Annotated in this window: 26 protein-coding genes; 7 read left to right on the top strand and 19 right to left on the bottom strand. The window is 39.9% G+C overall.

All coding sequences use genetic code 11. The features are described 5' to 3' along the window. Positions 1–37: 37 nt before the first annotated feature. From ACESPO_RS08495 to ACESPO_RS08450, 10 genes are all read right to left on the bottom strand, one after another. Positions 38–1,000: a sensor histidine kinase gene (locus ACESPO_RS08495; protein WP_009262138.1), complete on the bottom strand. Its 963-nt coding sequence runs from the start codon at positions 998–1,000 to the stop codon at positions 38–40. Further along, a complete protein-coding gene (locus ACESPO_RS08490) occupies positions 997–1,698 on the bottom strand; it encodes a response regulator transcription factor (RefSeq protein ID WP_117576686.1) in 702 nt (233 codons plus the stop codon). The genes ACESPO_RS08495 and ACESPO_RS08490 overlap by 4 nt, the downstream gene beginning before the upstream one ends. A gap of 86 nt (positions 1,699–1,784) precedes the next feature. Beyond that, a complete protein-coding gene (locus ACESPO_RS08485; protein WP_499788682.1) occupies positions 1,785–3,395 on the bottom strand; it encodes a recombinase family protein in 1,611 nt (536 codons plus the stop codon). An 84-nt stretch (positions 3,396–3,479) separates the two neighbouring features. Further along, positions 3,480–5,105 carry a recombinase family protein gene (locus ACESPO_RS08480; protein ID WP_499788681.1) on the bottom strand — a complete coding sequence of 542 codons (1,626 nt, stop codon included), beginning with the start codon at positions 5,103–5,105 and terminating at the stop codon, positions 3,480–3,482. 16 nt (positions 5,106–5,121) lie between these two features. Continuing rightward, positions 5,122–6,735 (bottom strand): recombinase family protein, encoded by a 1,614-nt coding sequence (locus tag ACESPO_RS08475; RefSeq protein WP_499788680.1) that lies wholly within the window; start codon positions 6,733–6,735, stop codon positions 5,122–5,124. Between the two features lie 18 nt (positions 6,736–6,753). Continuing rightward, positions 6,754–7,017, bottom strand: coding sequence for a DUF6870 family protein (locus ACESPO_RS08470; protein ID WP_270457878.1), 264 nt, complete (start codon positions 7,015–7,017; stop codon positions 6,754–6,756). A 223-nt stretch (positions 7,018–7,240) separates the two neighbouring features. Further along, a complete protein-coding gene (locus ACESPO_RS08465; protein ID WP_008975216.1) occupies positions 7,241–7,408 on the bottom strand; it encodes a hypothetical protein in 168 nt (55 codons plus the stop codon). 167 nt (positions 7,409–7,575) lie between these two features. Beyond that, the gene (locus tag ACESPO_RS08460) at positions 7,576–8,163 is read right to left on the bottom strand and encodes a helix-turn-helix domain-containing protein (protein WP_008975214.1); all 588 of its coding nucleotides are present in this window, start codon (positions 8,161–8,163) and stop codon (positions 7,576–7,578) included. A gap of 859 nt (positions 8,164–9,022) precedes the next feature. After that, positions 9,023–9,943 carry a TDT family transporter gene (locus tag ACESPO_RS08455; protein ID WP_499788679.1) on the bottom strand — a complete coding sequence of 307 codons (921 nt, stop codon included), beginning with the start codon at positions 9,941–9,943 and terminating at the stop codon, positions 9,023–9,025. A 19-nt stretch (positions 9,944–9,962) separates the two neighbouring features. After that, the gene (locus ACESPO_RS08450; RefSeq protein ID WP_008975212.1) at positions 9,963–10,487 is read right to left on the bottom strand and encodes a C-GCAxxG-C-C family protein; all 525 of its coding nucleotides are present in this window, start codon (positions 10,485–10,487) and stop codon (positions 9,963–9,965) included. Between the two features lie 242 nt (positions 10,488–10,729). Here ACESPO_RS08450 and ACESPO_RS08445 point away from each other — a divergent pair, with 242 nt between their 5' ends. Continuing rightward, positions 10,730–10,969, top strand: coding sequence for a hypothetical protein (locus tag ACESPO_RS08445; protein WP_009262147.1), 240 nt, complete (start codon positions 10,730–10,732; stop codon positions 10,967–10,969). A gap of 100 nt (positions 10,970–11,069) precedes the next feature. Here ACESPO_RS08445 and ACESPO_RS08440 read toward each other — a convergent pair whose 3' ends face one another. Beyond that, positions 11,070–11,207 carry a hypothetical protein gene (locus ACESPO_RS08440; protein WP_009262148.1) on the bottom strand — a complete coding sequence of 46 codons (138 nt, stop codon included), beginning with the start codon at positions 11,205–11,207 and terminating at the stop codon, positions 11,070–11,072. 110 nt (positions 11,208–11,317) lie between these two features. Between ACESPO_RS08440 and ACESPO_RS08435 the strand changes: the two genes are divergently transcribed. Both ACESPO_RS08435 and ACESPO_RS08430 read left to right on the top strand, forming a co-directional pair. Beyond that, positions 11,318–11,989: a hypothetical protein gene (locus ACESPO_RS08435; RefSeq protein WP_499788678.1), complete on the top strand. Its 672-nt coding sequence runs from the start codon at positions 11,318–11,320 to the stop codon at positions 11,987–11,989. Further along, positions 11,886–12,167, top strand: coding sequence for a hypothetical protein (locus tag ACESPO_RS08430; RefSeq protein WP_116442341.1), 282 nt, complete (start codon positions 11,886–11,888; stop codon positions 12,165–12,167). Before ACESPO_RS08435 ends, ACESPO_RS08430 begins: the two co-directional genes overlap by 104 nt. 92 nt (positions 12,168–12,259) lie before the next feature. Here ACESPO_RS08430 and ACESPO_RS08425 read toward each other — a convergent pair whose 3' ends face one another. Further along, a complete protein-coding gene (locus tag ACESPO_RS08425; protein ID WP_499788677.1) occupies positions 12,260–13,519 on the bottom strand; it encodes an aminopeptidase P family protein in 1,260 nt (419 codons plus the stop codon). Positions 13,520–13,547: 28 nt separating this feature from the next. After that, the gene (locus tag ACESPO_RS08420) at positions 13,548–14,039 is read right to left on the bottom strand and encodes a hypothetical protein (RefSeq protein WP_349160002.1); all 492 of its coding nucleotides are present in this window, start codon (positions 14,037–14,039) and stop codon (positions 13,548–13,550) included. A 123-nt stretch (positions 14,040–14,162) separates the two neighbouring features. Between ACESPO_RS08420 and ACESPO_RS08415 the strand changes: the two genes are divergently transcribed. The 3 genes from ACESPO_RS08415 (at position 14,163) to ACESPO_RS08405 (ending at position 16,771) form a co-directional block, all read left to right on the top strand. Next, positions 14,163–14,909 carry a tRNA pseudouridine synthase A gene (locus ACESPO_RS08415; RefSeq protein ID WP_117576692.1) on the top strand — a complete coding sequence of 249 codons (747 nt, stop codon included), beginning with the start codon at positions 14,163–14,165 and terminating at the stop codon, positions 14,907–14,909. A gap of 106 nt (positions 14,910–15,015) precedes the next feature. Further along, complete coding sequence (locus ACESPO_RS08410; RefSeq protein ID WP_016438491.1) at positions 15,016–15,996, top strand: aldo/keto reductase; 981 nt, start codon at positions 15,016–15,018, stop codon at positions 15,994–15,996. A 19-nt stretch (positions 15,997–16,015) separates the two neighbouring features. Then, positions 16,016–16,771, top strand: a complete 756-nt coding sequence (locus tag ACESPO_RS08405; protein ID WP_016438490.1) for a class I SAM-dependent methyltransferase — start codon at positions 16,016–16,018, stop codon at positions 16,769–16,771. Positions 16,772–16,891: 120 nt separating this feature from the next. On the opposite strand, the gene ACESPO_RS08400 is transcribed toward ACESPO_RS08405, so the two are convergent. After that, the gene (locus ACESPO_RS08400) at positions 16,892–17,752 is read right to left on the bottom strand and encodes a patatin-like phospholipase family protein (protein ID WP_016438489.1); all 861 of its coding nucleotides are present in this window, start codon (positions 17,750–17,752) and stop codon (positions 16,892–16,894) included. 225 nt (positions 17,753–17,977) lie between these two features. Between ACESPO_RS08400 and ACESPO_RS08395 the strand changes: the two genes are divergently transcribed. After that, positions 17,978–19,615, top strand: a complete 1,638-nt coding sequence (locus ACESPO_RS08395; protein WP_008975202.1) for an ABC-F family ATP-binding cassette domain-containing protein — start codon at positions 17,978–17,980, stop codon at positions 19,613–19,615. Between the two features lie 71 nt (positions 19,616–19,686). On the opposite strand, the gene ACESPO_RS08390 is transcribed toward ACESPO_RS08395, so the two are convergent. The 5 genes from ACESPO_RS08390 to ACESPO_RS08370 all read right to left on the bottom strand — a co-directional run bounded on the left by ACESPO_RS08390 (position 19,687) and on the right by ACESPO_RS08370 (position 25,072). After that, positions 19,687–20,421 carry a GntR family transcriptional regulator gene (locus ACESPO_RS08390; protein WP_008975201.1) on the bottom strand — a complete coding sequence of 245 codons (735 nt, stop codon included), beginning with the start codon at positions 20,419–20,421 and terminating at the stop codon, positions 19,687–19,689. Between the two features lie 48 nt (positions 20,422–20,469). Continuing rightward, complete coding sequence (locus ACESPO_RS08385) at positions 20,470–21,378, bottom strand: ABC transporter permease (RefSeq protein WP_009262156.1); 909 nt, start codon at positions 21,376–21,378, stop codon at positions 20,470–20,472. A 1-nt stretch (position 21,379) separates the two neighbouring features. Next, complete coding sequence (locus ACESPO_RS08380; RefSeq protein ID WP_120090862.1) at positions 21,380–22,417, bottom strand: ABC transporter permease; 1,038 nt, start codon at positions 22,415–22,417, stop codon at positions 21,380–21,382. A 2-nt stretch (positions 22,418–22,419) separates the two neighbouring features. Continuing rightward, positions 22,420–23,913 (bottom strand): ABC transporter ATP-binding protein, encoded by a 1,494-nt coding sequence (locus ACESPO_RS08375; RefSeq protein ID WP_008975198.1) that lies wholly within the window; start codon positions 23,911–23,913, stop codon positions 22,420–22,422. 73 nt (positions 23,914–23,986) lie between these two features. Next, a complete protein-coding gene (locus tag ACESPO_RS08370; RefSeq protein ID WP_009262158.1) occupies positions 23,987–25,072 on the bottom strand; it encodes a BMP family lipoprotein in 1,086 nt (361 codons plus the stop codon). Positions 25,073–25,092 lie beyond the last annotated feature (20 nt).

Here is a 25,092-nt window from a genome sequence, read left to right as displayed (position 1 = left end):
TGTAACGGCTCAGATTTTCAAAACTCTTGAATAAATATTACAAATTTCTTTCGAACATCTTAAAGTAAGATTTTTTCAACTGTATTGTAAAAGTCGTTTTGACATAAGGAATACTTTCCAAAGTAATATCCCCACCAAGACAAACAGCTAGATTTTTGGCGATTGTCAGACCAAGTCCGTTCCCTTGTATCTTACGATTACGAGAGTCTTCCATTGTAAATAATCTATCAAATATGCTGTCTGCAAACATTTGATCAATGCCTTTTCCCTTATCTGTTACCTCCACATATACGTTTCTTTCTTCATTTTTCAATGAAAGCCCAAGATATTTTCCGTCCGCCCCGTATCGGATGACATTAGAAATCAAATTAAACAGAATACGTTGTAAAGCTTCTTTATTCCCTTGCACAAAAACAGGCATTTCCGGAATATCAATATTTACTTGAAAGTTTTTACTAGAAAGCAACTCATAAAAATCCAGTACACTTTCTCGACAAATTTCGCAAATATCTACCTTCGAAAGCGCTATATCCATATCGCCTGACTCAATTTTTGATAGGGTAAAAAATTGATCGATCATTCCCATGACCCCTTGCGCTTTATCCTCTACCTTTTTCAGCATTTCAGCAGAAATTGTTTCGCTTAACTGCATGATTTCCAGATACCCCAAAATAACAGTCATAGGCGTTTTAATATCGTGAGAAATATTCGACAACATTTTTTTAGAGGCTATTTGAGAATGGCGATAATCCGCTTTTATTTTCAAGTGTTTCTCCAGTAATTCATTGATTTGTGCAGCCAATTCTATTAGCTCTTTATTGTCCGTAAAAACCATTACTTGCTCATCACTGTGCGTTTCTATGATTTTTTTGAGCTTATCACTGATTTCCCGTAATTTTGCTTGTGTTCCTGTGCGGAAAGTAAATTGCTGATAAAATACAACACATACCAAAAAAACGATACAAATGCACAGAAAAAAAATAATCGTTGTATCCTTCATACATTTTCCCCCAATTTGTATCCAATCCCCCATACGGTGATGATATACCGGGGATTGCGAGTATCTTCTTCGATTTTATTTCTAAGACGACTTATGTGCACATTCACAGCATTTTCATCACCAAGATAAGCATCCTTCCAAACAAGAGCATATATTTGTTCCTTTGTATAAACCTTTTTCGGATGTTGCATAAGCAGCTTCAAAATTTCGTATTCTTTTGCAGTGAGTTCCACCCGTCTTCCGCTCTTTGTCAATGTATAATCTGACAGGTTCATTACTAATTCTCCGGCAGTTAATCGTTTCGGAATATCCTCTGATCCTTGATCATATTGATTTCTCCTGCGAATATTTGCCTTAATGCGAGCTAACACCTCCACAACAGAGAACGGCTTTGTAATATAATCATCAGCTCCTAAACTCAGCCCTAATGTTTTATCGATTTCGCTATCCTTTGCAGAGATAATAATCAGTGGAACAACACTATGTTCTCTAATATGCTGCATAACATCCATTCCACTGATTTTAGGTATCATCAGATCAAGAAGAATCATACTAAAGTCTGTGCAATCAAAATAGTCACATGCCTCTTGTCCGTCGTATGCACAAATCACCTCATAATTTTCTACGGTTAAATAGTTTTTTAACATTTCGCTGATTTCTTTATCATCTTCTATCAATAAAATTTTATTCTGATTCATAGATTAGCTGACTCCCTTTTGTAATAAAAATTTTGCTTATATTATACACTATATACGCCCACACCGACAAACACAAAAAATAGTCCTTAGGTAGCTTTCCCATCACTGAAATTCCAGATAATCTCCACATGCCGCTCATCCCACACTTTTACCTTTCTTATGAAACTATCCACTGTTTCCTGATTCAGCTCATGGACCTTACATGCTTTCCAAATCTTATGGGCATTCGGCAAGCCTGTATGCTTCTCTGCCTCCATCTCTACCAAAAGCATCTTCTGCCTTTGGATTTCACTTTTTATCGCATCTTCCTTCTTCTGTACCTTTTCTTTGCATGCCAGATATTCTTCTTTCAAGATTTCCTTCTTTTTATATCGCTCATAAAGTATGATCTGCTCTTTTCCTGTAATCTCCAAATTTTTTCGGGCTTTTCGCAGCTTAGCCATCTTTGCATCGTACTGTCTTTTCTGTACCTCCTGATACAGCTTCCACACTTCTTTCAGTTCAATCTGCCTGCAGATTTCTTTTTGCAAAGCGGATACAAGTATCTGCTCTAAAAGGAATATGTTCACTTTTTTCAAACAGTTCTCATTGCCGGTCGCATAACGATCCTTGCAATAAAAATAAGGATGTTTCGCATTCCGATAGCACAAAGCCCTACCACACTCTCCGCATAGTACCTTTCCTGTCAACATGTGTGCCTTTCGTGGCTGATAAGGTTTTGATATTCCTCTCGTCCGCTGTACTTCCTCAAAAATCTCCCGTTCAATGATCGGTTCATGATGATGATAGGTAATCTTCCACTCACTTTTTGGTTTTAAGTGATTTTTTCCTCCGACAGCATCCTTTTCATATTTCCCATATACGACATCTCCGGCATAAAAATCATTTCGCAGTATCTTGCAAATGGTCGTATGATGCCATGAAAATTCCTTCCCCAAAGGGTTCCGATGTGTTACTCCTCTCGCCGCCAGATATTCCACCGGTGTTTTTATCTTTTCCTTGTGAAACTTCTTTGCAATATCCACAGAAGAATAACCCTCTAACGTCAATCGAAAAATTTCCCGGATTACTTTCGCCTCTTCTGGCACAATCTCTACTTGATTCTTATCATCTGCTTTCTTACGATATCCAAACGGACAGTTTGCACTGCAATAGATTCCCCGCTCTTTTTTAGAATGCAGAGAAGAAATTACTTTTCCTGATAAATCCTTCGAATAGAGATCGTTCACCAGCGCTTTAAATGCCAGATCCATACCCATCATTTGATTCTGAACAACTCTACTGTCATAATGATCATTCACAGAAATAAAACGGATGCCCAAAAACGGAAAGAGCTGTTCGACATAGAAACCCATTTCTACATAGTCTCTGGAAAAGCGGGAAAAATCCTTTACGATAACACAATCTACCTTCTTCTGCCGGACACATCTTAGTAATTCCTGCATGGCAGGTCTGTTCATGCTAGTTCCGCTGTAACCATCATCTACAAACTCGAAAATCTCACATCCATACGGGCATCCCGTAATACATGCCTTCGGCTGGCAGACTTCGTCTGATAAAATTTCCCCTCTAAAATTTTGCTCAATATATTCTTTTAGCAATAAACGTTGGCAAGAAATACTGTTACTTTCCTGGGTATTCCGGTCATCTTCCTTGGACAATCGCAGATATATTGCGATGTTCATCCTATTTTGCATCGCTTATTCCTCCTGAGACTTTTACAAATTTTTAAAGTTTTTTTTCTTTCCCATGACCTTCGGGCAAGAAATATCTCACGCTTTCTATTCCATCCATATATCCTTCCATTTCCAGAGAACCTCGATCCGTTTTCCAGGATACACATAGATTTTTCCTATCAGGTTTTGTACCAGTTCCGCATTCAACACAGCGCCACCTTGACATTTCAAAACCGTGCAGAGAGCTTGATTCTGCTTATCTACCAGTCTGTCAACCGAAGCATATTTTAGAGATAACTCCCGCAAAAGCCGCTGATTTTGTTCCTTTTTTTCTTCCATTTTCTTTTTGATTTCCAGAAATTGAGTCTGTGAAGTGCTCCCGCTTCGATACTCCATATAACAAAAACTGATCTTCCTATCTATGTTCTCTACCGATTTTTGCAGCTCTTTTTGTGTTTTCTCTATCTGTCCTTTTCGTATTTCTCCAACCTCTCGATTAAAATCTGTAAGTTTTTTCATCTGTATATCACTGAGAAGAAACTCTTTTTTCAACAGATGCAATATCACTTTCTGAAGCTGAAGAACTGTAATCGATTCATTTTTACATTTGTCTTCATCAATGCGTTTTCTATTCGGGCATCCATAAGAAACAAAAGTCCTCTTTTTGTTATTAGAAGACTCTCTTTCTGTCACCGTCCGGCTGAATTTATGTCCACATTCTCCGCAATACAAAATGTCCCGGAACACCTCTTCCATCGTATCATTCCGAAGTGATCTGCACTTTTGGATCTTACGGTTTCCCTCCAGCCTTTCTCCTACACGACAAAAGACTTCTTCCGGAACAAGAGGTTCATGGACATGTTCTGCTATGATCGGTTCTCTTATATGCTTGCCGGATTGCGCAAGATTTCCTATGTAAACGACATTACTCAACAAATACCGGATAGCTTCTCTCCTCCACTGCCTCAGTTTCTGCCCCTCCTGCTGATAAACAGTTTTGTATGCTTTGTAATCGCCCGGGCAATGAATCTTTTGCTCATACAGCCACTTTACAATAGAAACAACGTTCTCCCCGGAATCATAGCGCACAAAAATCTCTCGAACGATCTCACTGGTCAAAGATTCACGCACCAACGTCCGTCTCCCATCCATTTTTTCGATTCGAAAACCATACGGCGGAACACTGCCTAGATATTCTCCCTGCTTCCTCTTTGTCTGCTTGCTGGCTTTTACCTTTTCTGCAACGTCCCTTGCATATAGTTCGTTGACTATATTTTTCAAATGCATGGAAAGCGCTTCATTACAATCTCCTTGTTTTGCGCTGTCATACTGATCTGTAATAGAAATAAACCGGACACCCATGAAAGGAAACATCTTTTCCACAAAGTTTCCCACCTCAATATAGTTTCTTCCGAATCTCGAAAAATCTTTTACGATCACACAGTTTATCTTTTCCTCTCTCACATCCTGCATCAATCGCTCAAAATCACTCCGCCAAAAATTCGTTCCCGTAGCCCCTAGATCCGAATAACAGTCATACAATAGAATATCCTTATGAGTCTCTATAAACGTCTTCCCCATCTCAATCTGCGTTTCAATAGACACTTCGTCGCCATCCTGATGATCTACAGACAGCCTTGCATAAATGCCTGCCACATATGCTTTCTCTGTTTTCTTTTCAAAAAGTTCCTGACTTTCCAGCCGTCTTTTGCGTTTTGATGTTCTTGCCACTGAGATCACCTCCTGATTACGAGCCTGCCATTCTTCTTATCTCTTCCTGATACCCAAATTGTATCACAATCCGTTTCTCCTCATAAACTTCTATCCGCTCCACAAACGCCAGCAGTGCCTCCCTGTCTAACGTCGTAATCTGCATCGTCTCTTTTAGCCGCTCCAACCTGACATTAGAGTGCACTCCCTTGTAAAACAATTTCTTTACCAGTTCCTCCTGCTTTGCAATCACCCATCCCGTTTCTAGATACTGTTTTTCATAAATTGCGCTAAATTTTTGAAAATCTGCCTGCGTGATCACTCCTGCTTTCCAGTCTTCATAAAGCCCTGCGCGAAGTTTCTGATAGTTCTCTTGCTCACCGCGCAGACGTATCATCTCCTGCTCAAATCCAACAACATCTTCCAAATGCATTTCCCTTGTCCGAAGATACTGCATCTGTCTGTTTTCATCGATCAGAAGTGCTGCTTGCAGCCGGATGATCTGAAGTATGACTCTTTTTAAATCCGCTTCCAAAATACGGTGTCTGCTGCAACCTTCGCTCCGATTTCTCGTGGAACAGATATAAGATATTTTTTCTGTTCCCTTGTATCTGTTCATACGTCGGACCATCGGCTCTTTACAGTCTCCGCAAAACAGAATCCCCGAAAACATATGCGCTTTTTCTTTTCCTTTCTCGGCTCTGGTATCTACTTCCAAAAGTCGCTGCACCTTTTGGTAATCCACTTTGGAAACGATCGCTTCATGAGTTCCCTCTACTTTACACCATTCCGACTCCGGCTTTTCTAAAATCTTTTTAACCTTATAATTGACTTTCTCTCGTTTTCCCTGCACCATCGTTCCGGTATAAATTTCATTGGTCAAAATTCGCTTGATTGCTACCGCAGACCATTTGGATACGATTCCTGCCTGAAACCCTGTGGCATAATGTTCGCCATGGGATTTCTTATATTCCAGCGGGGAGAAAATTCCATTTTCATTCAGTTTGTTCGCAATGGCAAGATTGCTCATTCCATCCAGTTTCCACGCAAAAATCTTTTTCACAATTTCTGCCGCATAGGTATCTATAACAAGCTTATTTTTATCCTCTCGATCTTTCTGATATCCATAGACTGCAAACGCCCCGATAAATTTCCCCTGCTCCCGTTTTATTTTCTGATGTGATTTTACCTTTTCTGAAATATCCTGACAGTAGAAATCATTCACAAAATTCTTTACCGGTATTACAAAAGATGTTGTATTCTTATCTGCAGTCAGACTATCGTAATGATCCGTAATCGCAATAAAACGCACAGAAAAAGCCGGGAAGGTCTTTTGAATGAACCGCCCGGCTTCAATATAATCTCGTCCAAATCTAGATAAATCTTTTACAACAACACAATTTACCTTCCCGTTTTTAATGTCTTCTATCATTCTTTTAAAATCCGGTCGATCAAAATTCGCCCCTGAATACCCATCATCAATATAAAGATCAAACAACTCCATATCCGGCTGTTCTCTTACAAACGAACAAGCAAGGGCACGCTGAGAGGAAATACTGTCACTTTCTCGTTTTGCACCGCAATTCATATCTCCATCCTCCCTCGATAAGCGAAGATAAATCGCCGTATGATAACATACATTTTTTTGCATCTTGCTTCCTTCTGCCTTTTAATATTTTGTTTCTGCAATTTTTGAAATATACTGTTTCAACCGGTCATTCAAAGTCTCTGTACAGTCGGAATATCCAACTTTTACAATATATTCTCCCACCCGTACAAGATAAGGGTTATGTACCTGTTCCACATACCCCTTTACTCTTCTTTGTACCGACTGTTTCGTGTCAATTTCAATTTCACTAATATCTACCAATTCATCAGTATTTACATTTTTTATATCGACCTGCTGCATTTCTCGCAAACTCTTTTCCTCCAAGTGATAGCCCCCCTTTCTACTTGAGATTGTATGCACCTGGGGACTTGTCTCATGCTAAAAAATATTCCTCATTTCAAGTATTTTGAAGTATATCGAAAACTCATTTTACCACGATTAAATGAGCCTTGATATGATGCTAAAACAGCGCTAAAAAGCAGTCAATCACTAAGACCAACTGCTTTTTGTGTATGGATATTAAATTTTGTTAGAATCTATCAGTATCCTAAATCTTAAATACTAATATGGCTTTATCTGTTCCGACCATAGACATAGTTACTAATTTATATCCTTTGTTCAGCATTTCCTCTGATTTTTTCTCAATAGCTTTTGCTAAATCTTCTACACCAGTAGAACATTCTACAACAATTGATTTATAGACCAAATTGAACATTTTATCCACCTCCTCCTTATTTGATTTTAGAGCAAATAGAATTTATTATTGTTTCTTTTCTTCTTTTTTATTCTTTCTATCCCACCAAGTATCTGCTAACGAACAACTTCCGCCCATAACTATAAATCCAATCATAATAAGCCAAAATTCCATGATTTTTCCCCCTTTTAATTTGTTAAATACTGACAAATAAAAATTACAACAAAACATATAATAAGTGCGATTGCACCTGCAATGAATGCAAATATGATTTTTTGATAATTTCTTTTTCCTATTTCTTGTTGTGTTTCATCATGTGTTAATTGCTTTCCGTCAATAAATGCCAAAATTTCTTTATAGGTTTGAATGTCATATCTCTTTTTCAATTTTTCAATCTTACTTGCTGTATAGAGCGTTATTGCGAATAAGCAAAACCAGATAGCAATTCCTATATTTCCCTTAATACTAAATAAAGGATAGGCACTTACGGCTATAACGATTAATTCAATTAGGAAAACTACACTTATCACATTAAACTTTTTAATTGTTGTTTTTTCTACAATCTCCCTCATCTCCTTTATATCTTCTTTTATAAAATTATCTAAAGATACATTGAAGATATTAGATAAACTAATTAAACTTTTAACATCTGGACAACTTTTATTTGTTTCCCAATTAGAAATTGTTTGTCTTGAAACAAATATTTTAAGAGCCAGCTCTTCTTGAGAAATTTTTTGTTGTTCCCTAAATTTCTTAATTTGTAATCCAATATCCATCTTGAATCTTCTCCTTTATTGTATATGAATATAAGTATTTTGTCTGTCAAAAGCCTTTGACATTGCCCTTTTTTCCTTGTCAAAATAGTTTTACATGGTTTAAAATAAAACTTTTCAACTAATTATACTCGGTTTCATATATAAGTTACAAGAAAAATATGGTCTTACATTTATTTTTTCGGTTGTCCCTGCGGTGCATGTTTCTGTCTATTGCCTGCGTTTTAGTTGCCTTTATTCTCCAACACAATATCCTCTGCCTTCGCATATCAATTTATGTACTGTATTTATAATCAAGTTTTTAATGTTCTTTCAACAGGATTGAAATACTCCAATTCAGGTATTCCATTCCTTTATCTCCTCTTAATTATCCAACACAGAAAATAAGAAGCTACACTCGGCAGCCCCTTATCTACTTTTGATATATAATTTTCCGGACAGCATATAAAGACAGATTACATTTCTTTGTAAGACACTGCATAGAGATTCCACTATGATACTCCTGCTTTCTCTGCTGATTACGTTGTTGTTTTACTTTGCGACTACTTTGCTCCATACAACTGTCGCACGCTACTGGCTTTGCATGAAGCGAATCTTTGTTACTCTTTTTCCCCTTAATGAATATACAGCTCACCTCTTTTCGCTGGTGAGCTTTGCAATATAATAACACATTCCCCAGTATCAAGCACCGCAACACAAATTCCCTGCCCGGATATGTTTCCACTATTTATATCCTCACACGAGTAACGAATGGCTTTTTTTACATCTTTCATATGCATATCCCTTTTTCATTAGGATATTCATTGCTTTAACGGATAGTGTGTAAATTTTCTGCACAGACGTTTCTCTCTTCCTGTTCCGCTTATTTATGATCTACAAAAATAAACTGCAGAAAGCGAATGAAAGTATAAATCATAAACAATACGGCAATCACCGTTTCTATCAGAACAACATACCGGAGCATCGGTATCGGCTGCTTCATATTCGCAAGACAGACCATCGTCTGCTTTGTTGCAATCGCGCTGATAACAAATGGGAAGGTAAATGCCGCATAGCTTGGATAGAATTTCAGCTTCAGATAACTGATCGCTTTCACAAGCGCCAAAACATATAGCATGGTTGCCACAAGCAGCATCGCCAACAAAAATTCTCTTGATTTTGGTGTTACTGACTGTACATATCCGGCAACACAAAGGCTTGTAGGCGCTGCATAAATACAGAAAAGCGGCTTTGCAGGTTCTGGAATCTCTTTGTATTTCATATAACGGATTGTCACAAGAACTAATAAACCGATTAACGTCAAAAATCCAAACCAGAATGCACCGGCACCTATTGCAAGCTCTTCAAAAGCTGGAGCCGTAACTGCCGCAACTGCAATTCCCACATATACAATAAAATAACTGGCAAATACTTTCGGCATCTGAAGTTTAAGCAAAAACTTTATTGTGAAATAAACAATCAATATAATATGTAACCCAATCGCAAAATACCAGATATATTTTGCTCCCACACCAATAAATGGCTTGATATACGTGCTTAATAGCATCAGTGCCATCGGAAATGTCGCAGCCACACTCGCCAAAATCGGATTTTTAAAATCTTCTTTTATCATCTCCGGAAACATTATGAGTTTCATCAGAACAAGTATCAGTAGAAATGTAGCTATTCCTCCACAGACATATCGAATTCCCTCACCATAACTCTGCAAAAGATTGCCGAGAGCGGCGAATCCAAGCATAACCCCACAAAGAGGAATTGGAACTTTTTGTATCATTTTTTTCATGTCATTCTCACCTTTTGTCTTAAATTTCAGCAACCGTACGTCTTGGAGCCGGTTCATCCACCTCATCTAGATTCTTCATTCCCAATTCACGGCAAATCATTTGGGCAACCTTCCATGCACAAAGTCCCGTAAAGAAAATGCATTGTTCCTTGTGTTCCCCACGTCCTTTGTCAAACTCTTTTGTCAGAACGCGACAGCAGATTGCATTTTTACCATTGGCCTTTTTAAACCAGTCATGAAGCTCTTTTGTCAGTTCCATACATTTGACACTTTTTGGATTTGTCGGTCCATCCTGCTCTGTGCGCCCAAAAAATAGTCCAAGTGCAAGAATTCCTCCATTAAAAGCACCACAGACACACCCGGATTTTCCTGCGCCGACTGCCATACCAGAAGCCATTGCAATCACTTCCTCTGGAACATCCAGCTTAAATTCATCGCGGATTGCACTGACTAAAGCCTCACAGCAATAGTATCCTTCCTTAAATTTTTTCTCAGCCACTTGCTGCACAGTTCTTGGGCTAATTTCAGTTACTCCAATTTTCATATAGATTTCCTCCTCAAATATAAATTTTGCTGCTTTTAGTTTAACATATCTGAACAGAATATCGTTATCATTTATTTTTATATAACTATAGGCATATTTTATAAACAATCTAAAATGCAACCAACATTCCCTCTGTTTTTACTAAAATCTTCCTTTTTAAATTTTTTCTGTTTTTTGGGAAACATGAATAAGCCCTCCCACATAGTATAGGAGTGTAAACAATCTCAAATGGAGGATTTAACATGAGTGATTTAACAGCTACTAACTGTGGATGTGGATGCGGTGGAGAAGACAGATGCGGAAATAACAATTCTTGTCTGTGGATCATCCTCTTATTATTCTGCTGTGGCGGTTTCGGAAACGGACACGACAACGGATGCGGATGTGGTGACAGCTGTATCTGGATCATCTTATTACTTCTCTGCTGCGGCGGATTTGGTAATGGATGCGGATGTGGCGATAGAAATTCTCTTTGCTGCTAATCTCTTCTGCAAGGCGGGGCAACATGCCCCGTCTTTCTTTTGGAAAAAACTCGACTGCCTTGCTCCATTCTTTCTCACAAAATCATTTTTCTAAACATGCTTAGATGTCTTCCTTGTCATTTTCTTCTGCGTTTGCTCTCTCCTCCTGTTGTTTCCTCTGTGCTTCCATCTTCCTTTGAAAACATTCTTCATCTAATTCATATACTGCATTTCTGTCAATGATTAAAATTTGTTCCATCTTTTCCTCATTTCCATTTCTCTTTCCTTTATTATATGAAGGAAAAAGAAAAAGGTATATCTTTCTCAATTTGCTCATATATATTGATAACGCAATGGAAAGGAGTTTCTATGGACGATCAATCAAAAATTCCCATGACACCATTTGACACACTGATCTCGACACCCGGTCTGCGGATGATGAAACTGATGATTCCCTATCTTCCCCCATCCAACCAGCGGATGCTCGCAGTCTATGTGAAGTTTATGGAATTACAACAGACGTTTTCTTTTTTTCAGAATTTTCGCTCAGATTTACATAGCTGTGCTTTTGAAAAGGAAGTGTCTTCGCCATCTGACATTCTGGAAGAACTTCGCCCATTCCTGAGAAAGAGCGACTGTGAAATGATCGACCAGATACAGAATATGCTAAGCGCAATGGAAATCGCTGCCTCATTTCAGAACATGACAAAGGAATCCTCCTCAAAACAATCTTGTTCCAATGCCTCATCTGACAGCTCATCTTCCACTCCCGCATTTGACCTTTCCATGTTGCTTCAAGGAATGCTTTCCCCGGAGCAACAGAACCTTTTTGAAACTTACAGAGATCTGTCATCCGATGTTTCTGCTGCCGATACAGACGCAAATATGCAGGAACTTCCGATATCTCTGGAACCTAATTCTTTGGAGGGAATTGTATATGAACAACTGGATGGAACACCCAATGTTACAGAAGATGGACCCGGCAAAACTGGAACTGATCCGGACTGCAGCCACAAAAACGAACGGGAAATCCGGCAATGACCTTGCCCCGATCCTCCTTGCCCTGATCACAAACGCAAATAAGAAAGGCATCCGTTTCTCGCCTGATGAAATTTCATTGATTTTGGAACTTTTAAAAGAAGGAAAATCAAAAGAAGAGCAGATGCAAATTGATAAAACTGTCCGAATGGCCAGTTCACTTTTGAAAAATAGAAAATAAATTGCTTGTATTAAATAAAAGAGGCACTTTTTAACATGGCACAAATATTTTTCAATATTTATCTGCCACAAAAAGTACCTCTTTACTCCTGCTTAATCTCTCTTACTCATCCATGCTTCAATGTCTTCTGTCGTCTTTAAGATTCCTTTGGAAAGATCTACCGCTTTCCCTTCTGTAATCAGAATATCATTCTCAATGCGAATTCCAATCTCTTCTTCCTCAATATAAAATCCTGGCTCTACCGTGATGACCATTCCTGGTTCCAGTACCTCATAATCAGAACAACTGATATCATGTGTGTCTAACCCCAGTTGATGGGAAACTCCATGATAATAGTAATCTGCTACTGTCTTTCCATCTTTTGCAAGTCCAAGTTCATCAAGTCTTGCTGCATAATGATCAATCACCATCTGATTTAATTCCCGAAGTGTCATACCCGGCGCTGCTTTTTCAATAATCAGATCTTGTGCGGATAATACTAAATCATAAATCTCTTTCTGACGTACCGTAAATTTTCCATTGACTGGGAATGTTCTTGAGATATCTGCACAATAATGCTCATTTGCACTTCCAAGATCGATCAAAACGAGTTCTCCGTCCTTGACTTCTTGGTTATTCTCTTTGTAATGCAATGTCGTCGCTCTTACGCCTCCTGCAACAATACTTGGAAATGCATGTTCCCTCACACCTTGTTTGCGCAGCGCAAAATCAAACGCTCCCTCCATCTCACATTCGTTCATACCCGGTTTTACATACCGCATCAATTCTTCGATCGCCTTCTGTGTTGTATGCTGTGCAACCATCATTTTTTCAATTTCAATGTCTTCTTTTTTGATACGCTGTCCTACAAAATCTGCGTAGATATCTCTGATCTCCACTGCCGGATACTGTTCCTTAATGCGTGCTGCCAAAAGATGTGCCTGTGTCGGAGCCTGGGTCACTTTATATTTCCACAAATCCAGCGCAACTGTGAGTTTTTTGCTGCTTCTGGATGATTCTATCAGACTGTTGAAATTTCCGTCAAATGCTTCCAGGTAGCAGATTTTCTCAATCCCACTGATCTCTCTTGCCTCGTTTTCACGCATTCTTGCACCGACCCATTTCGCCATCACCTCATCAAATGGCTCAATATATAGTTCCTCCACCATAGTTCCTTCTTTTAGCTTCTTCAGCACAAGAATCATATGTTCTCTATCAATTCCTGTATAATAATAAAAATTCCGATCAACCGAAAATTCGTATTCTTCATCGGCAGAACGCATCGGCGCTGTTCCTGAATAGATAACCGCGATTGATGGTGCTTTCATTCCTTCCATTAACTTTGCTCTTCTTGCTGCATAGACTTCTCTCATGATTTTTTCTCCTACTAATTTGTTATTTTTAGCTCTCCATCATTTCTGTCTGCAATCCGCAGGCACATGCAAGGTCTCTGTAATATTCTCTGACATCCTCATTTTCACAGAACAGTGGAAATGCCATCTGATAATTCCCCCAGAGCACCGCCCTGTTCTTTACAAAATAAAAAGAGGAAAACAGCCACTCCCTCGCTGTAATATCGAGCAGGAAGGTACAAATTTCATTGTCCAGCGGATAGTATATCTTTCCCTCCGTACATTCCATGCGCTGTACATATGATTTTTCGTCCGCAGAAAGCCCGGAGAGAAAGTGCTCTTTTTCTTCCTTTTTTAAAGAAGGATAGTAAAAATCGGCATAGCAGTCCTGCTCCTCTATCACCTGCAAAAGAAATTTTTTCATTTTTTCTTTCGTACCCCTAAGCAGAATGGATGGATAAAGAACTTCTCCTTCTTTCAGTGTATCTATCAAAAGTGCTCCTGCCTTTTCCACTTCTGCTTTGGTCATAGAATGAATCACAGTATTCTCCCCTTTCCATGAAATTTGTATCTCAAAACTGCTTTTATTATAGCACAATCTTTGTTATACTAAAACTACTTTTCAAACCATAAAAATAATATTTACGAAAAGAAAGGATTACTTATGAGAAATATATTGCTGACATTAGAATACGATGGCAGCCGCTATCAGGGATGGCAGCGCCTCGGAAAAGGAGAATCTACAAACACCGTTTCCAATAAGATATTAGAAGTGCTTAAAAAGATGACCAATGAGGATGTAGAATTATTCTGCGGAGCCCGCACAGAAGTCGGAGTCCATGCTTATGGACAGGTTGTCAATTTTAAAACAACAACAGATATGACCTTATTAGAGATCAAACATTACATGAATCGCTATCTTCCGATGGATATCGCAGTACTCTCCGTGGAAGAAAAACCGGAGCGTTTTCATGCAAGCCTCAATGCAAAAAGCCGGATTTATCTATACCGTGTTGCTATTGCAGAAGTCCCAAGCGTGTTCGACCGCAAATATACATATCATTCTTTCAAAAAACCAGACACAGAACTGATGAAACAGGCAGCACTTCTGCTTGCAGGAAAACATGATTTCAAGAAGTTTTCGACCGTAAAGAAAAACAAATCTACAGAAAAAGAAATCTTGAATATTGATATTTACGAAGATTTGGAAGAGATTCAGATTACACTGGAGGCAACTGATTTTCTCCACAATATGCCTCGCATGATTCTCTCCACCCTGCTCGATATCGGACTTGGCATCCGCCGCAAGGAAGAAATTGACGAGATTTTGTCTCCTACTTCCTCTACTGTGGCAAGCGCACCTTGCGATCCGAAAGGGCTCTATCTGCAGGAAGTTGTCTACGATCGTTAAAACAACTTGGAAAAGTATCTTGTACAGTGATTTTGTGCACCTATTTCTTGAATAAAAGCACGATCTCTGTATTCACTTATTATCACAGGAAAGGAGCCTCTTTTTTATGAAATTATTATCAATCGGAAAATCAGACTTAAAAACACCTTACATCGGCATGGGAACATGGGCCATCGGCGGTGGTGTATGGTGGGGGGAAAATGATGATGTGCTCTCCATCCACACTGTCCATGAAGCGCTGGATCATGGAATCACATGGATCGACACCGCTCCGGTATATGGGGTTGGTCACAGCGAAGAGGTTGTCGGAAAAGCATTGAAGGACAGACGTCATAGTGCAATTCTCTCAACAAAATGTGGGCTGGAATGGAGACACGAGACCCCATGTTTCCACAAAATCATCGAAGGGAAACATATTTACCGAGATCTGTCTGCCAAAAGTATCCGTCAGGACGTAGAAGAAAGCTTAAGACGTCTTCAGACTGATTATATTGATCTTTTATACACACACTGGCAGACACCGGATCTTTCTCTTTTCCCACTCGAAGAGACGATGGACACTCTGATGGCATTGAAAAAAGAAGGCAAAATTCGTGCGATCGGAGCCTCCAATGTCACACCGGAACAGCTTGAACTTTACTGCCAGTACGGACAACTCGATGTGATCCAGGAAAAATATAGTCTGCTTGACCAGCGGATCCGCACAGATCTTCTTCCGACATGCCAGAAGCACCAAGTATCTATCCAGGCATACTCCCCGTTGGAACAAGGGCTTTTGACTGGAAAAGTAACTATGGATACCGTTCTCTCTGATACAGATGTCCGCAACAACAATCGTTTCTGGAAAAGCGGCCGCCGCAAGGAAGCCCTTGCTATGTTAGACTCCTGGAAACCAATGTTGGAAAAATATAACTGTTCTTACAGCAGTCTTGTGATCGCACTGACTGCCGCTACGATCCCGGATCTTCATATTCTCTGCGGAGCCAGAAAACCTGAACAACTCATCGATAATGCAAGCGCACTTTCGCTAAAGCTGGATGCCGAGGATATCAGACAGATGCTTGCTGCAGTTCCTGCTCAAATCTAAAACAGGAGGGAGAACAAACTTGGAACAGATCAGACAAAATTATTATGGCAATTTATGTACGGAAATGTATGAAATCCTACACAGCGAAGCGCCGTCAGACGAACTGGACTTTTATCTGTCTTATGCAGAAAAAGGGAAAAAGATACTGGAACCACTCTGTGGCAGCGGGCGTTTTCTTGTCCCTTTCCTGGAACGTGGTTTTACAATTAGCGGAATCGATTTATCAGAGGAAATGCTTGCGAAATTAAAGCAGAAAGCGCCAATGGCTTCTGTCGCCTGCAGAGATATCCTTCAGTATTCTTCTGATAGACTTTTTGATTACATCTTCATATCCTCCAGCTCTGTATCACTTTTCACTGATATTTCTGTATGCAGACAGCTTCTTGAAAAAATGAAATCACTGCTGTCCCCAGACGGTGTCTTTGTCTTTGCAGTAGATACAACCGCAAATAGATGTATCGATGACACAGAGTATATTCCTTCTGTCACTGTCCCTTTCGAAGACGGTACTGCATTGACCTTAAAGACAAAAAACTACTATGAAGAGAAAAGTCAGACACAGTTTTCTCCGGGCATCTATGAGTTATGCCGGAACGATGAATTGCTATCACAAGAATTTATGGATTTTCAGACACATCTCTATACCTTTGGGGAAATGGAAGGATACCTAAAAGAAGCCGGATTTTCGACGATCAAAACTTACTCTTCCTTTCAAAAAGAAATTGCGGTAGACGATCAGTGTAAATTTTTTCTGTTTGAATGCAGAATTTCTTAGATAAAAATGTGAATAGCTTCTCGCCAGCAAACCTGTATGGAGAGGATGCAAAACAGGGTTGTCTTAAAATATGTTCTCCTATTCGGAAACCATTTCAAGGCAACCCTGTTCTGCAATTTTCTATTCTTCTTTCTGCAAATATTCCAGCAGGTTGTGATACTGCTTTTTCATATAATTATAACCATGATTATAAAAGTCTGTTAAAGTATCTGCATTCCGCTCCAACCTTGACACGGTCTTCATCTGCGGTCTGAGCACAAAAATCTTTCCTTCCTCTTCCAGCTTCTCTATCTTCTCCATTGTACGGTTATAGACAATGCTGCGCCTTGCGATCGTACGAAGCAAATTTGGATATGTCTTATAAGACGAACGATAAATCTTCATCACGCCTTTGGACGGCATCTTTTTCCGATATCCGGGATTTCTTGTCAGAATCACAACAATTTTCTCATTCCCAATCTCAAGTGCCCGTTCGATCGGAACAGAATCTGCAAGCCCTCCATCCAGATACGGTGTCCCATCAATATTCACGATCGGTGAAAACAACGGAAGACTGCTGGAAGCCCGGCAGATCTTCATCAGGCGCTTTGGGTCGGACTTTTCTGTCATATATTCCGCCTTCCCAGTCACACAGTTTGTCGTGACCATCTCACATACGATGCCTGACTGAAAATAGGTGTCGAAATCAAACGGATAAACTTCATTTGGAAATTTTTCAAAGATCATATCCATATCAATCAGGCTTCTCTCTCGGACAAATTTCCGAAGATTAATGTAATCGTACTCTTTCTCTGTATGAATCATGCAATTCTTTGTTCGGCCAATTTGTTTTGACACATAATCTACCCCGTTACATGCTCCTGCTGACACTCCTATCACATGTGACATATATAACTTCTGTTCCATCAGAAAGTCAAGTGCTCCTGAAGTAAACACACCTCTTGTTGCACCGCCTTCCAAAACCAGTGTTGCTTTTTCCATATGCATTCCTCGCTTTGCTTTTTTTAAATTATATACCCTTTTTCATTCCTTTCAAACAATTTTTTTCTTAATTTTCTCCAAAGATATGCTTTGCCTTGCCATTTTTACCTTCTCATGGTAAGATAGGGCTTGGAAATATCCGTAAACAAGCCAGTTTCTGCAGAGGAATCTCACCTGTGGATCTCTGGCAGAAAATAAATGAAACAGACAAAGGAGATTTATCAGATGATTAGTGCAAATAATATTACATTACGCCTTGGCAAAAAAGCGCTGTTTGAAGATGTCAACATCAAATTCACAGCCGGCAACTGTTATGGTATGATCGGTGCAAACGGAGCTGGAAAGTCCACTTTCCTAAAGATTCTTTCCGGTCAGTTAGAGCCAACAAAAGGAGAAGTTGTTATCACTCCGGGAGAACGTCTTTCTTTCCTTCAGCAGGATCACTTTAAGTACGATGAATTTCTCGTACTCGATACGGTTATCATGGGAAACGCAAGACTCTATGAGATTATGAAAGAAAAAGAAGTCCTCTACGCAAAAGAAGACTTCACCGATGAAGATGGGATCAAAGCAAGTGAACTGGAAGGTGAATTTGCTACTATGAACGGATGGGAAGCAGAATCTGATGCCGCTACTCTCTTAAATGGTCTCGGCATCGACACTGATCTGCATTACAAATACATGAGAGATCTGAAAGGTTCTGAAAAAGTGAAAGTCCTTCTCGCACAGGCACTTTTTGGTAATCCGGACATCCTCCTTCTCGACGAGCCTACCAACCACTTAGATCTTGATGCGATCGCATGGCTCGAAGAATTTTTGATCAACTTTGACAATACTGTCATCGTCGTATCACATGACCGTTACTTCTTGAATAAAGTCTGTACACAAATTGCAGATATCGACTACGGTAAGATCCAGCTCTATGCCGGAAACTACGACTTCTGGTATGAATCCAGCCAGTTGCTGATCCGCCAGATGAAAGAAGCTAACAAAAAGAAAGAAGAAAAGATCAAAGAACTTCAGGAATTTATTTCCCGGTTCAGCGCCAACGCTTCCAAATCAAAGCAGGCAACATCCCGTAAGAAAGCACTCGAAAAAATCCAGCTGGACGACATCCGTCCATCCAGCCGTAAATATCCTTACATCGATTTCCGTCCAAACCGTGAGATTGGAAACGAGGTACTTACTGTAGAGAACCTTTCCAAGACAATCGATGGTGTAAAAATTTTAGACAGTCTCTCTTTCACGATCACACGCGAAGAGAAAGTTGCTTTCGTAGGTGGAAACGAGCTTGCAAAGACTGTGCTCTTTAAAATTCTTACCGGGGAGATGGAGCCGGATGAAGGAACTTATAAATGGGGAGTCACTACTTCTCAGGCATATTTCCCGAAAGACAGTACAAAGGAATTTGACAATGACTATACGATCGTAGACTGGCTGACACAGTATTCCGAAAACAAAGATGCAACTTATGTCCGCGGATTCCTTGGACGTATGCTCTTTGCCGGGGAAGACGGAGTGAAAAAAGTACGCGTACTCTCCGGTGGAGAAAAGGTGCGCTGCTTGTTATCAAAAATGATGATCTCCGGTGCAAACATCCTGATCTTAGATGAACCTACGGACCATCTTGACATGGAATCCATCACAGCTTTAAATAACGGTCTGATTAAATTCCCTGGAGTCCTCTTATTTGCTTCCCGCGACCACCAGATCGTACAGACAACAGCAAACCGTATCATGGAGATTGTTCCTGGCGGAAAGCTGATCGACAAAATCACAACTTATGATGAATATCTGGAAAGTGATGAGATGGCAAGAAAACGTCAAACATACAGCATGGATGCCGCAGAAGAAGACAATTAATCAATCGTGGATCCACATTGAGAAAACATAAAGAAATCCCGCAGAGTCCAATCGAAACTCTGCGGGATTTTTTATTTATGTGTATTAATCTCAAATACTGCTTTATCTGTCAACATGTAATGTTTATTACATAGAATAGGTTGTAACTCCTCATCGTATATTTTTTCCTGGACCATTGTCATTTGCTCCCCTTCTTTCATATACTCTGTAAGAATAGAAGTTCCAGCTGAATTTGGATGAATCCTCAGCTGCGAACGCTCTGCTTTCTCATAGATTTCTGTCTGAGCAAATCTAACAACCTCTTCTTTTTTATTTAAATCTAACTGATATTTTGTGACTGTATGAGGTGACATTACTCCAAAGGTATAACCGGTTAGCTCCGTTCCTTTCCAGTACCAAATATGAATTGCTACAATTACAGGGGTATCTAAATTCAACAATTCTTTTTCATAATCATTAGACGGTTCTATTTTCAACTCAAATGTTGTTCGATCAAATTCTTCTCCCATGCATCCGGCCATAGGATGCGTCAGCTTCTCCAGACTGGAAGAAACTATTTTATTCCCATCTGCAACAAAATTCCCTGCTCCCCGAACTTTTCTTAATTTGCCATCGTCATGAAGAAGATCCAGAGCCTGCCTAAGCGTCATTCTACTGACTCCCAGCATTTTTGCCAGTTTCGGTTCTGCGGGTAATCTGCTTCCAACCGGAAATGTTCCATCCTCTACCATTTTATAAAGTGCTTCATATACTTGTACATGGGCCAGTTTTTTGTGTGTAACTTCTTTCTTTCCCTGTAATTCCATTCTTTTCCCTCATCTTTCTAACTCTGCTCTTTTCAAATATTTTACCACTTATTCTTCAATATTTCCAGCAGCCTGAGGTCCTTTTACCTTTCGTCCAAAGAAAAGAAGCACAAATAGCGTAATAAAATATGGAAGCATCAACATCAATTGATTTGGAATTTCCACTTTCAAACTAATTCTCAATGCCTGTGCAAATGCAAATACAAGGCTTGCACACAGAGCCCCAAAAGGATTCCATCCACCGAGAATCATTGCGGCCAATGCCATGAATCCCCGGCCGGCAACCATTTCTTTTACAAATAAGTTGCTTTGCACGATGGAAAGATAACCACCTGCAAGCCCGCACAACATTCCACAAAAAGTAACAGCTACATAGCGATATAATGACACATTGATCCCTACTGTCTGAGCTGCCTGCGGATGGTCTCCAATGGCACGAAGCCTGAGTCCTGCCTTTGTCCGATACATAAAAAACCAAGCTCCGAGCACAATACCAGCAGTGATAAAAAGATATGGGGACTGTTCTGTAAACAATGTTCCGATTACTGGAAGCTCTTTTAGTCCCGGAATACTGACTGCTGGAAGTTTTTCCACTTGTCCACTCATTCCATCTGATTTCCAGACTGCCCGGGTAAGAACAATCGTAAGTCCGGAAACAAATACGTTGATCCCGATTCCGCTGACGGATTGATTTGTCTTAAAGCGAATACATAGTACTGCATGCAATATACCAAACAATCCGCCTACCAAAATAGCAAATAAGACCCCAATCCATGGATTCCCACTGATATAAGTTCCATACACTGCTCCAAATGCTCCTGAAAGCATCATTCCTTCAATTCCTAAATTAATAATCCCACTTCGTTCACACAGTGTGCCCCCGACAGAAGCTAACACCAGCGGAATGGCCATACGCAATGTACTCAAAAGCATTTCCATCGATAAGATACTATCCATATTACGATTCTCCTTTCTTCCGTTTGATCAATCTGATGATATTCGGAGTTGCCACGAATAAAATCACCAGCCCCTGAATTACATTTACCATACTTGTGGAAATCCCTGCCGAATAACTCATTTTCATAGATCCCGCTTCCAAGATCCCAAATAAAAGCGCGCTTAAAAGAATTCCCATCGGATGGTTGTTAGCCAATACCGCTACTGCAATCCCGGTAAATCCAAACCCTGGAGAAAATCCGTCAATAAATCTTCCCATTTTCCCAAAAACTTCTGTTGTACCTGCAAGCCCGGCAAGTGCGCCGCTGATTCCCATCGTCAAAATAGCCGTTGTCATCATCGGGATTCCCGCTGCCTGCGCTGCTGACTTATTCTCTCCCACTGCCCGGATATGATACCCTGATCTTGTCTTCTTAAAAAAGAAAAACAAAAGAATCGCTGCTGCAACCGCTACTAACAATGCTGTCGTCAATTGCGTCTTCGGAATCAGTTTCGTCAACATATAATTCGCACCAATATCCACTGTCTGCGCTGTCATGGCACCTTCCTGCTTCAATGGATATGTAACAATATACGAAGTAAAATATTGAATGATATAATTCAACATAATTGCCACAACTACTTCATTGACCTGAAGCTTGATTTTTGCAGCTCCGATAATTGCTCCTACACATGCTCCTGCAAGCATTCCTGCACAAAAGGAGCAAAAAATCACCAGGAATCGCGGTGCTCCCTGCATCATAAGCGCTGTCACCGTACTTGCCATTGCTCCTGCATATAATTGTCCTTCTCCACCGATATTAAAAATCCCGCCTTTATTTGCGAATGCCACTGCGAGTCCGGTAAACAGCAGCGGGATGCTCTTGCTTAACGTATTCGCAAATGCGTTCTTAGATCCAAATGCACCTTCTATCAAAGCGCTGTATGCCTCTAATGGATCATATCCGACCAGAAGCATCACACCTGCTGCAATCAACAACGAACATAAAATTGCACCAAGAGATAATAAAAGATTATGGAGAACTGTCTTCTGTTTCATACCTACACTCCTTTCTTGCCTGCCATAAGTAAACTAATCGATTCTGTCGTATACTTTTCTGTCTCTTGAAGTGACATCATCTCTCCTTTGTAGAGCACTCCAATTCTGTCACTTAACTGAAACAAATCTGACAATTCTGCCGATATCAACAATACTGCCTTCCCCTGATTGCGAAGTTCCAACAAAACATTATGAATAAACTTAATCGCACCGATATCCAGACCTCTCACCGGCTGACATGCTAAAATCAGATCCGGATCTTTATCCACCTCTCTGCTCAGCACTAATTTCTGCTGATTTCCACCTGACAATGCTCCGATGAGCTGATCTCCGTTTACTGCCCGCACATCGAATTTTTCCATTAATTCTTTTGTTTTCTTTTCAATATACTCCTGATTTAACATCCCTTTTCTGGCATAACTATCTTTGTACTGATTTCCGAGGAGATAATTATCTTTCAGAGAAAATCCAGGTAAGATTGCTCTTTTATAGCGGTCAGACGGTATATATCCGATTCCTCTTTTACACCGTTCTTTCACAGACATTCCGGTAATTTCTTCTTGTTTAAAGAAAATTTTTCCACATTTTACTTTCTCTAACCCCATGATCATCTCTTCCAATTGCTGCTGTCCATTTCCCTCTACACCGGCAATTCCTAAAATTTCTCCGGCACGTATTTCCAAATCCACCGTCTTTTCTGCCTGAGGAAGAAGTCTTACATTTTGTAAAGAAAGAATTGTTTCCCCTTTTTCCACTTTTTTTCTTTCCAACGTCATATCAATCTCATATCCAACCATCAGCGCTGCCAGTTCCTTCTCCGTTGTTTCTGTTGTTTTGAGAAATTCCACTGACTTTCCGCTCCGCAGAATCGTTACATGATCTGATACTGCCATTGTTTCTTTCAGCTTATGCGTGATAAAGATAATCGTCTTTCCCTCTTTTTTCATTTCCAGCAAAATCTGCAGAAGTTGTTCTACTTCTAACGGAGTAAGAACTGCTGTCGGTTCATCTAAAATAATAATTTCCGCACCTCTGTATAATGTTTTCAGAATCTCCACTCTCTGCTTCATCCCAACTGAAATCTCAGAAATCTTTGCATCCACATCCAGATCAAAATGATATTTTTCTGATAAATGTTTTACAATTTCCTTCCCTTTTTTTCTGTCGATCATAAAGTTTCCCGGTTCACTGCCAAGAACAATGTTTTCCCATACTGTCATATTATCGATCAACATAAAATGCTGATGCACCATTCCCAGTCCCATTTCAAATGCTTTCACTGCTGTTTGATGTTTGATCTCATTCCCATTAATTTTGATGCTTCCCCCGTCCGGCTGGTAAAGCCCAAACAAAATCTTCATCAGTGTAGTTTTTCCTGCACCATTTTCTCCAAGCAGACTATGAATCTCTCCCTTTTCCACAAGAAATTCAATCTGGTCATTTGCGATCATTCCAGGAAAGCGCTTTGTAATCCCACGCATTTCTACCGCATACATTCTATTTTCCCTCCCTATCTAAGAATAGATGTATTCCAGTTTTCCTGACATACATCTATTCCCCATTTTCTTATTAATACTGATTTTCTTTCACAAATTTTTTGGCATCTTCAATTGTCGACGGCACTTTGATTTCTCCATCCACAATCTTCTGCTTAATTTCGTCAAGGATCTGAATATCTTCTTCAGATACCGGAACCTTGCTTTCTTCCAATGTATAGTCCATTCCCTCATCAGAGAGTCCCAAAGATACTGTTGTTCCTACTGCAAGATCCTTGTCAATGATTGCACTTTTTGCAATATCATAAGATGCTGTATCTACTCGTTTTAAAATACTTGCAACAATGTGTTCTGGATTGACTGTATTCTGATTTGAGTTACATCCAATTGCATAGAAATCATATTCTTTTGCCGCATCAAATACTCCAAGACCAGCTCCTCCAGCTGCGTGGAAGATAATGTCTGCTCCCTGGTTTTTCTGGCTGATCGCAATCTCTTTTGCTGTTGTAGTATCTCCAAACGGATTATCTCCCGCTACAAAATCTGAAAGACAGTTGATCTTTGGATTTACATACTGTGCTCCCGCCATATATCCAGAATTCCATTTCAAAAGAATCGGTGTCTCCAACGCCGCAATAAATCCGATTGTATCATTGTCTTCCACACCATATGCTGCTGCATCTTTTTTCATCAGTCCCGCAAGAGCACCTGCCAAAAAGGCTCCTTCTTCCTCTTTTGCCGCATAATTTACGACGTTTTCTGCCTCTAATGTTCCATCAATAAATGCGAACTGCTGATCCGGAAATTCCGGAGCGACTTTTGACAATGCATCTGTCTGGTCAAACCCTACACAAATGATTGCACCGTACTCTCCTGACGAAGCCATATCCCGCATCATCAATTCAAACTCTGATACCTGAGTTGGTTCTGCATAATCAAAATCAATATTTAATTCTTCTTTTGCTTTTTCAAGTCCCTCATAGATCAAATCATTAAATGCCTGATCTCCAAGACCTCCAACTCCTAAAATACATCCTACTTTCCCTGCACTGTCTTTTGCTTCCTTTTTACTGTCTTTCTCTGCATTTCCACATCCTGAAAAAATTACAGAAGCCATCATCACCATCGCCAGTCCAACTGCCACACTTTTCTTCTTCATCTTCCTTTTCCTTCCTTTTT

The sequence above is a fragment of the Coprococcus sp. HPP0074 genome, from assembly GCF_964238105.1.
Lineage (GTDB): Bacteria > Bacillota > Clostridia > Lachnospirales > Lachnospiraceae > Faecalimonas > Faecalimonas umbilicata.
This window is presented reverse-complemented; position numbering and strand designations above follow the sequence as displayed.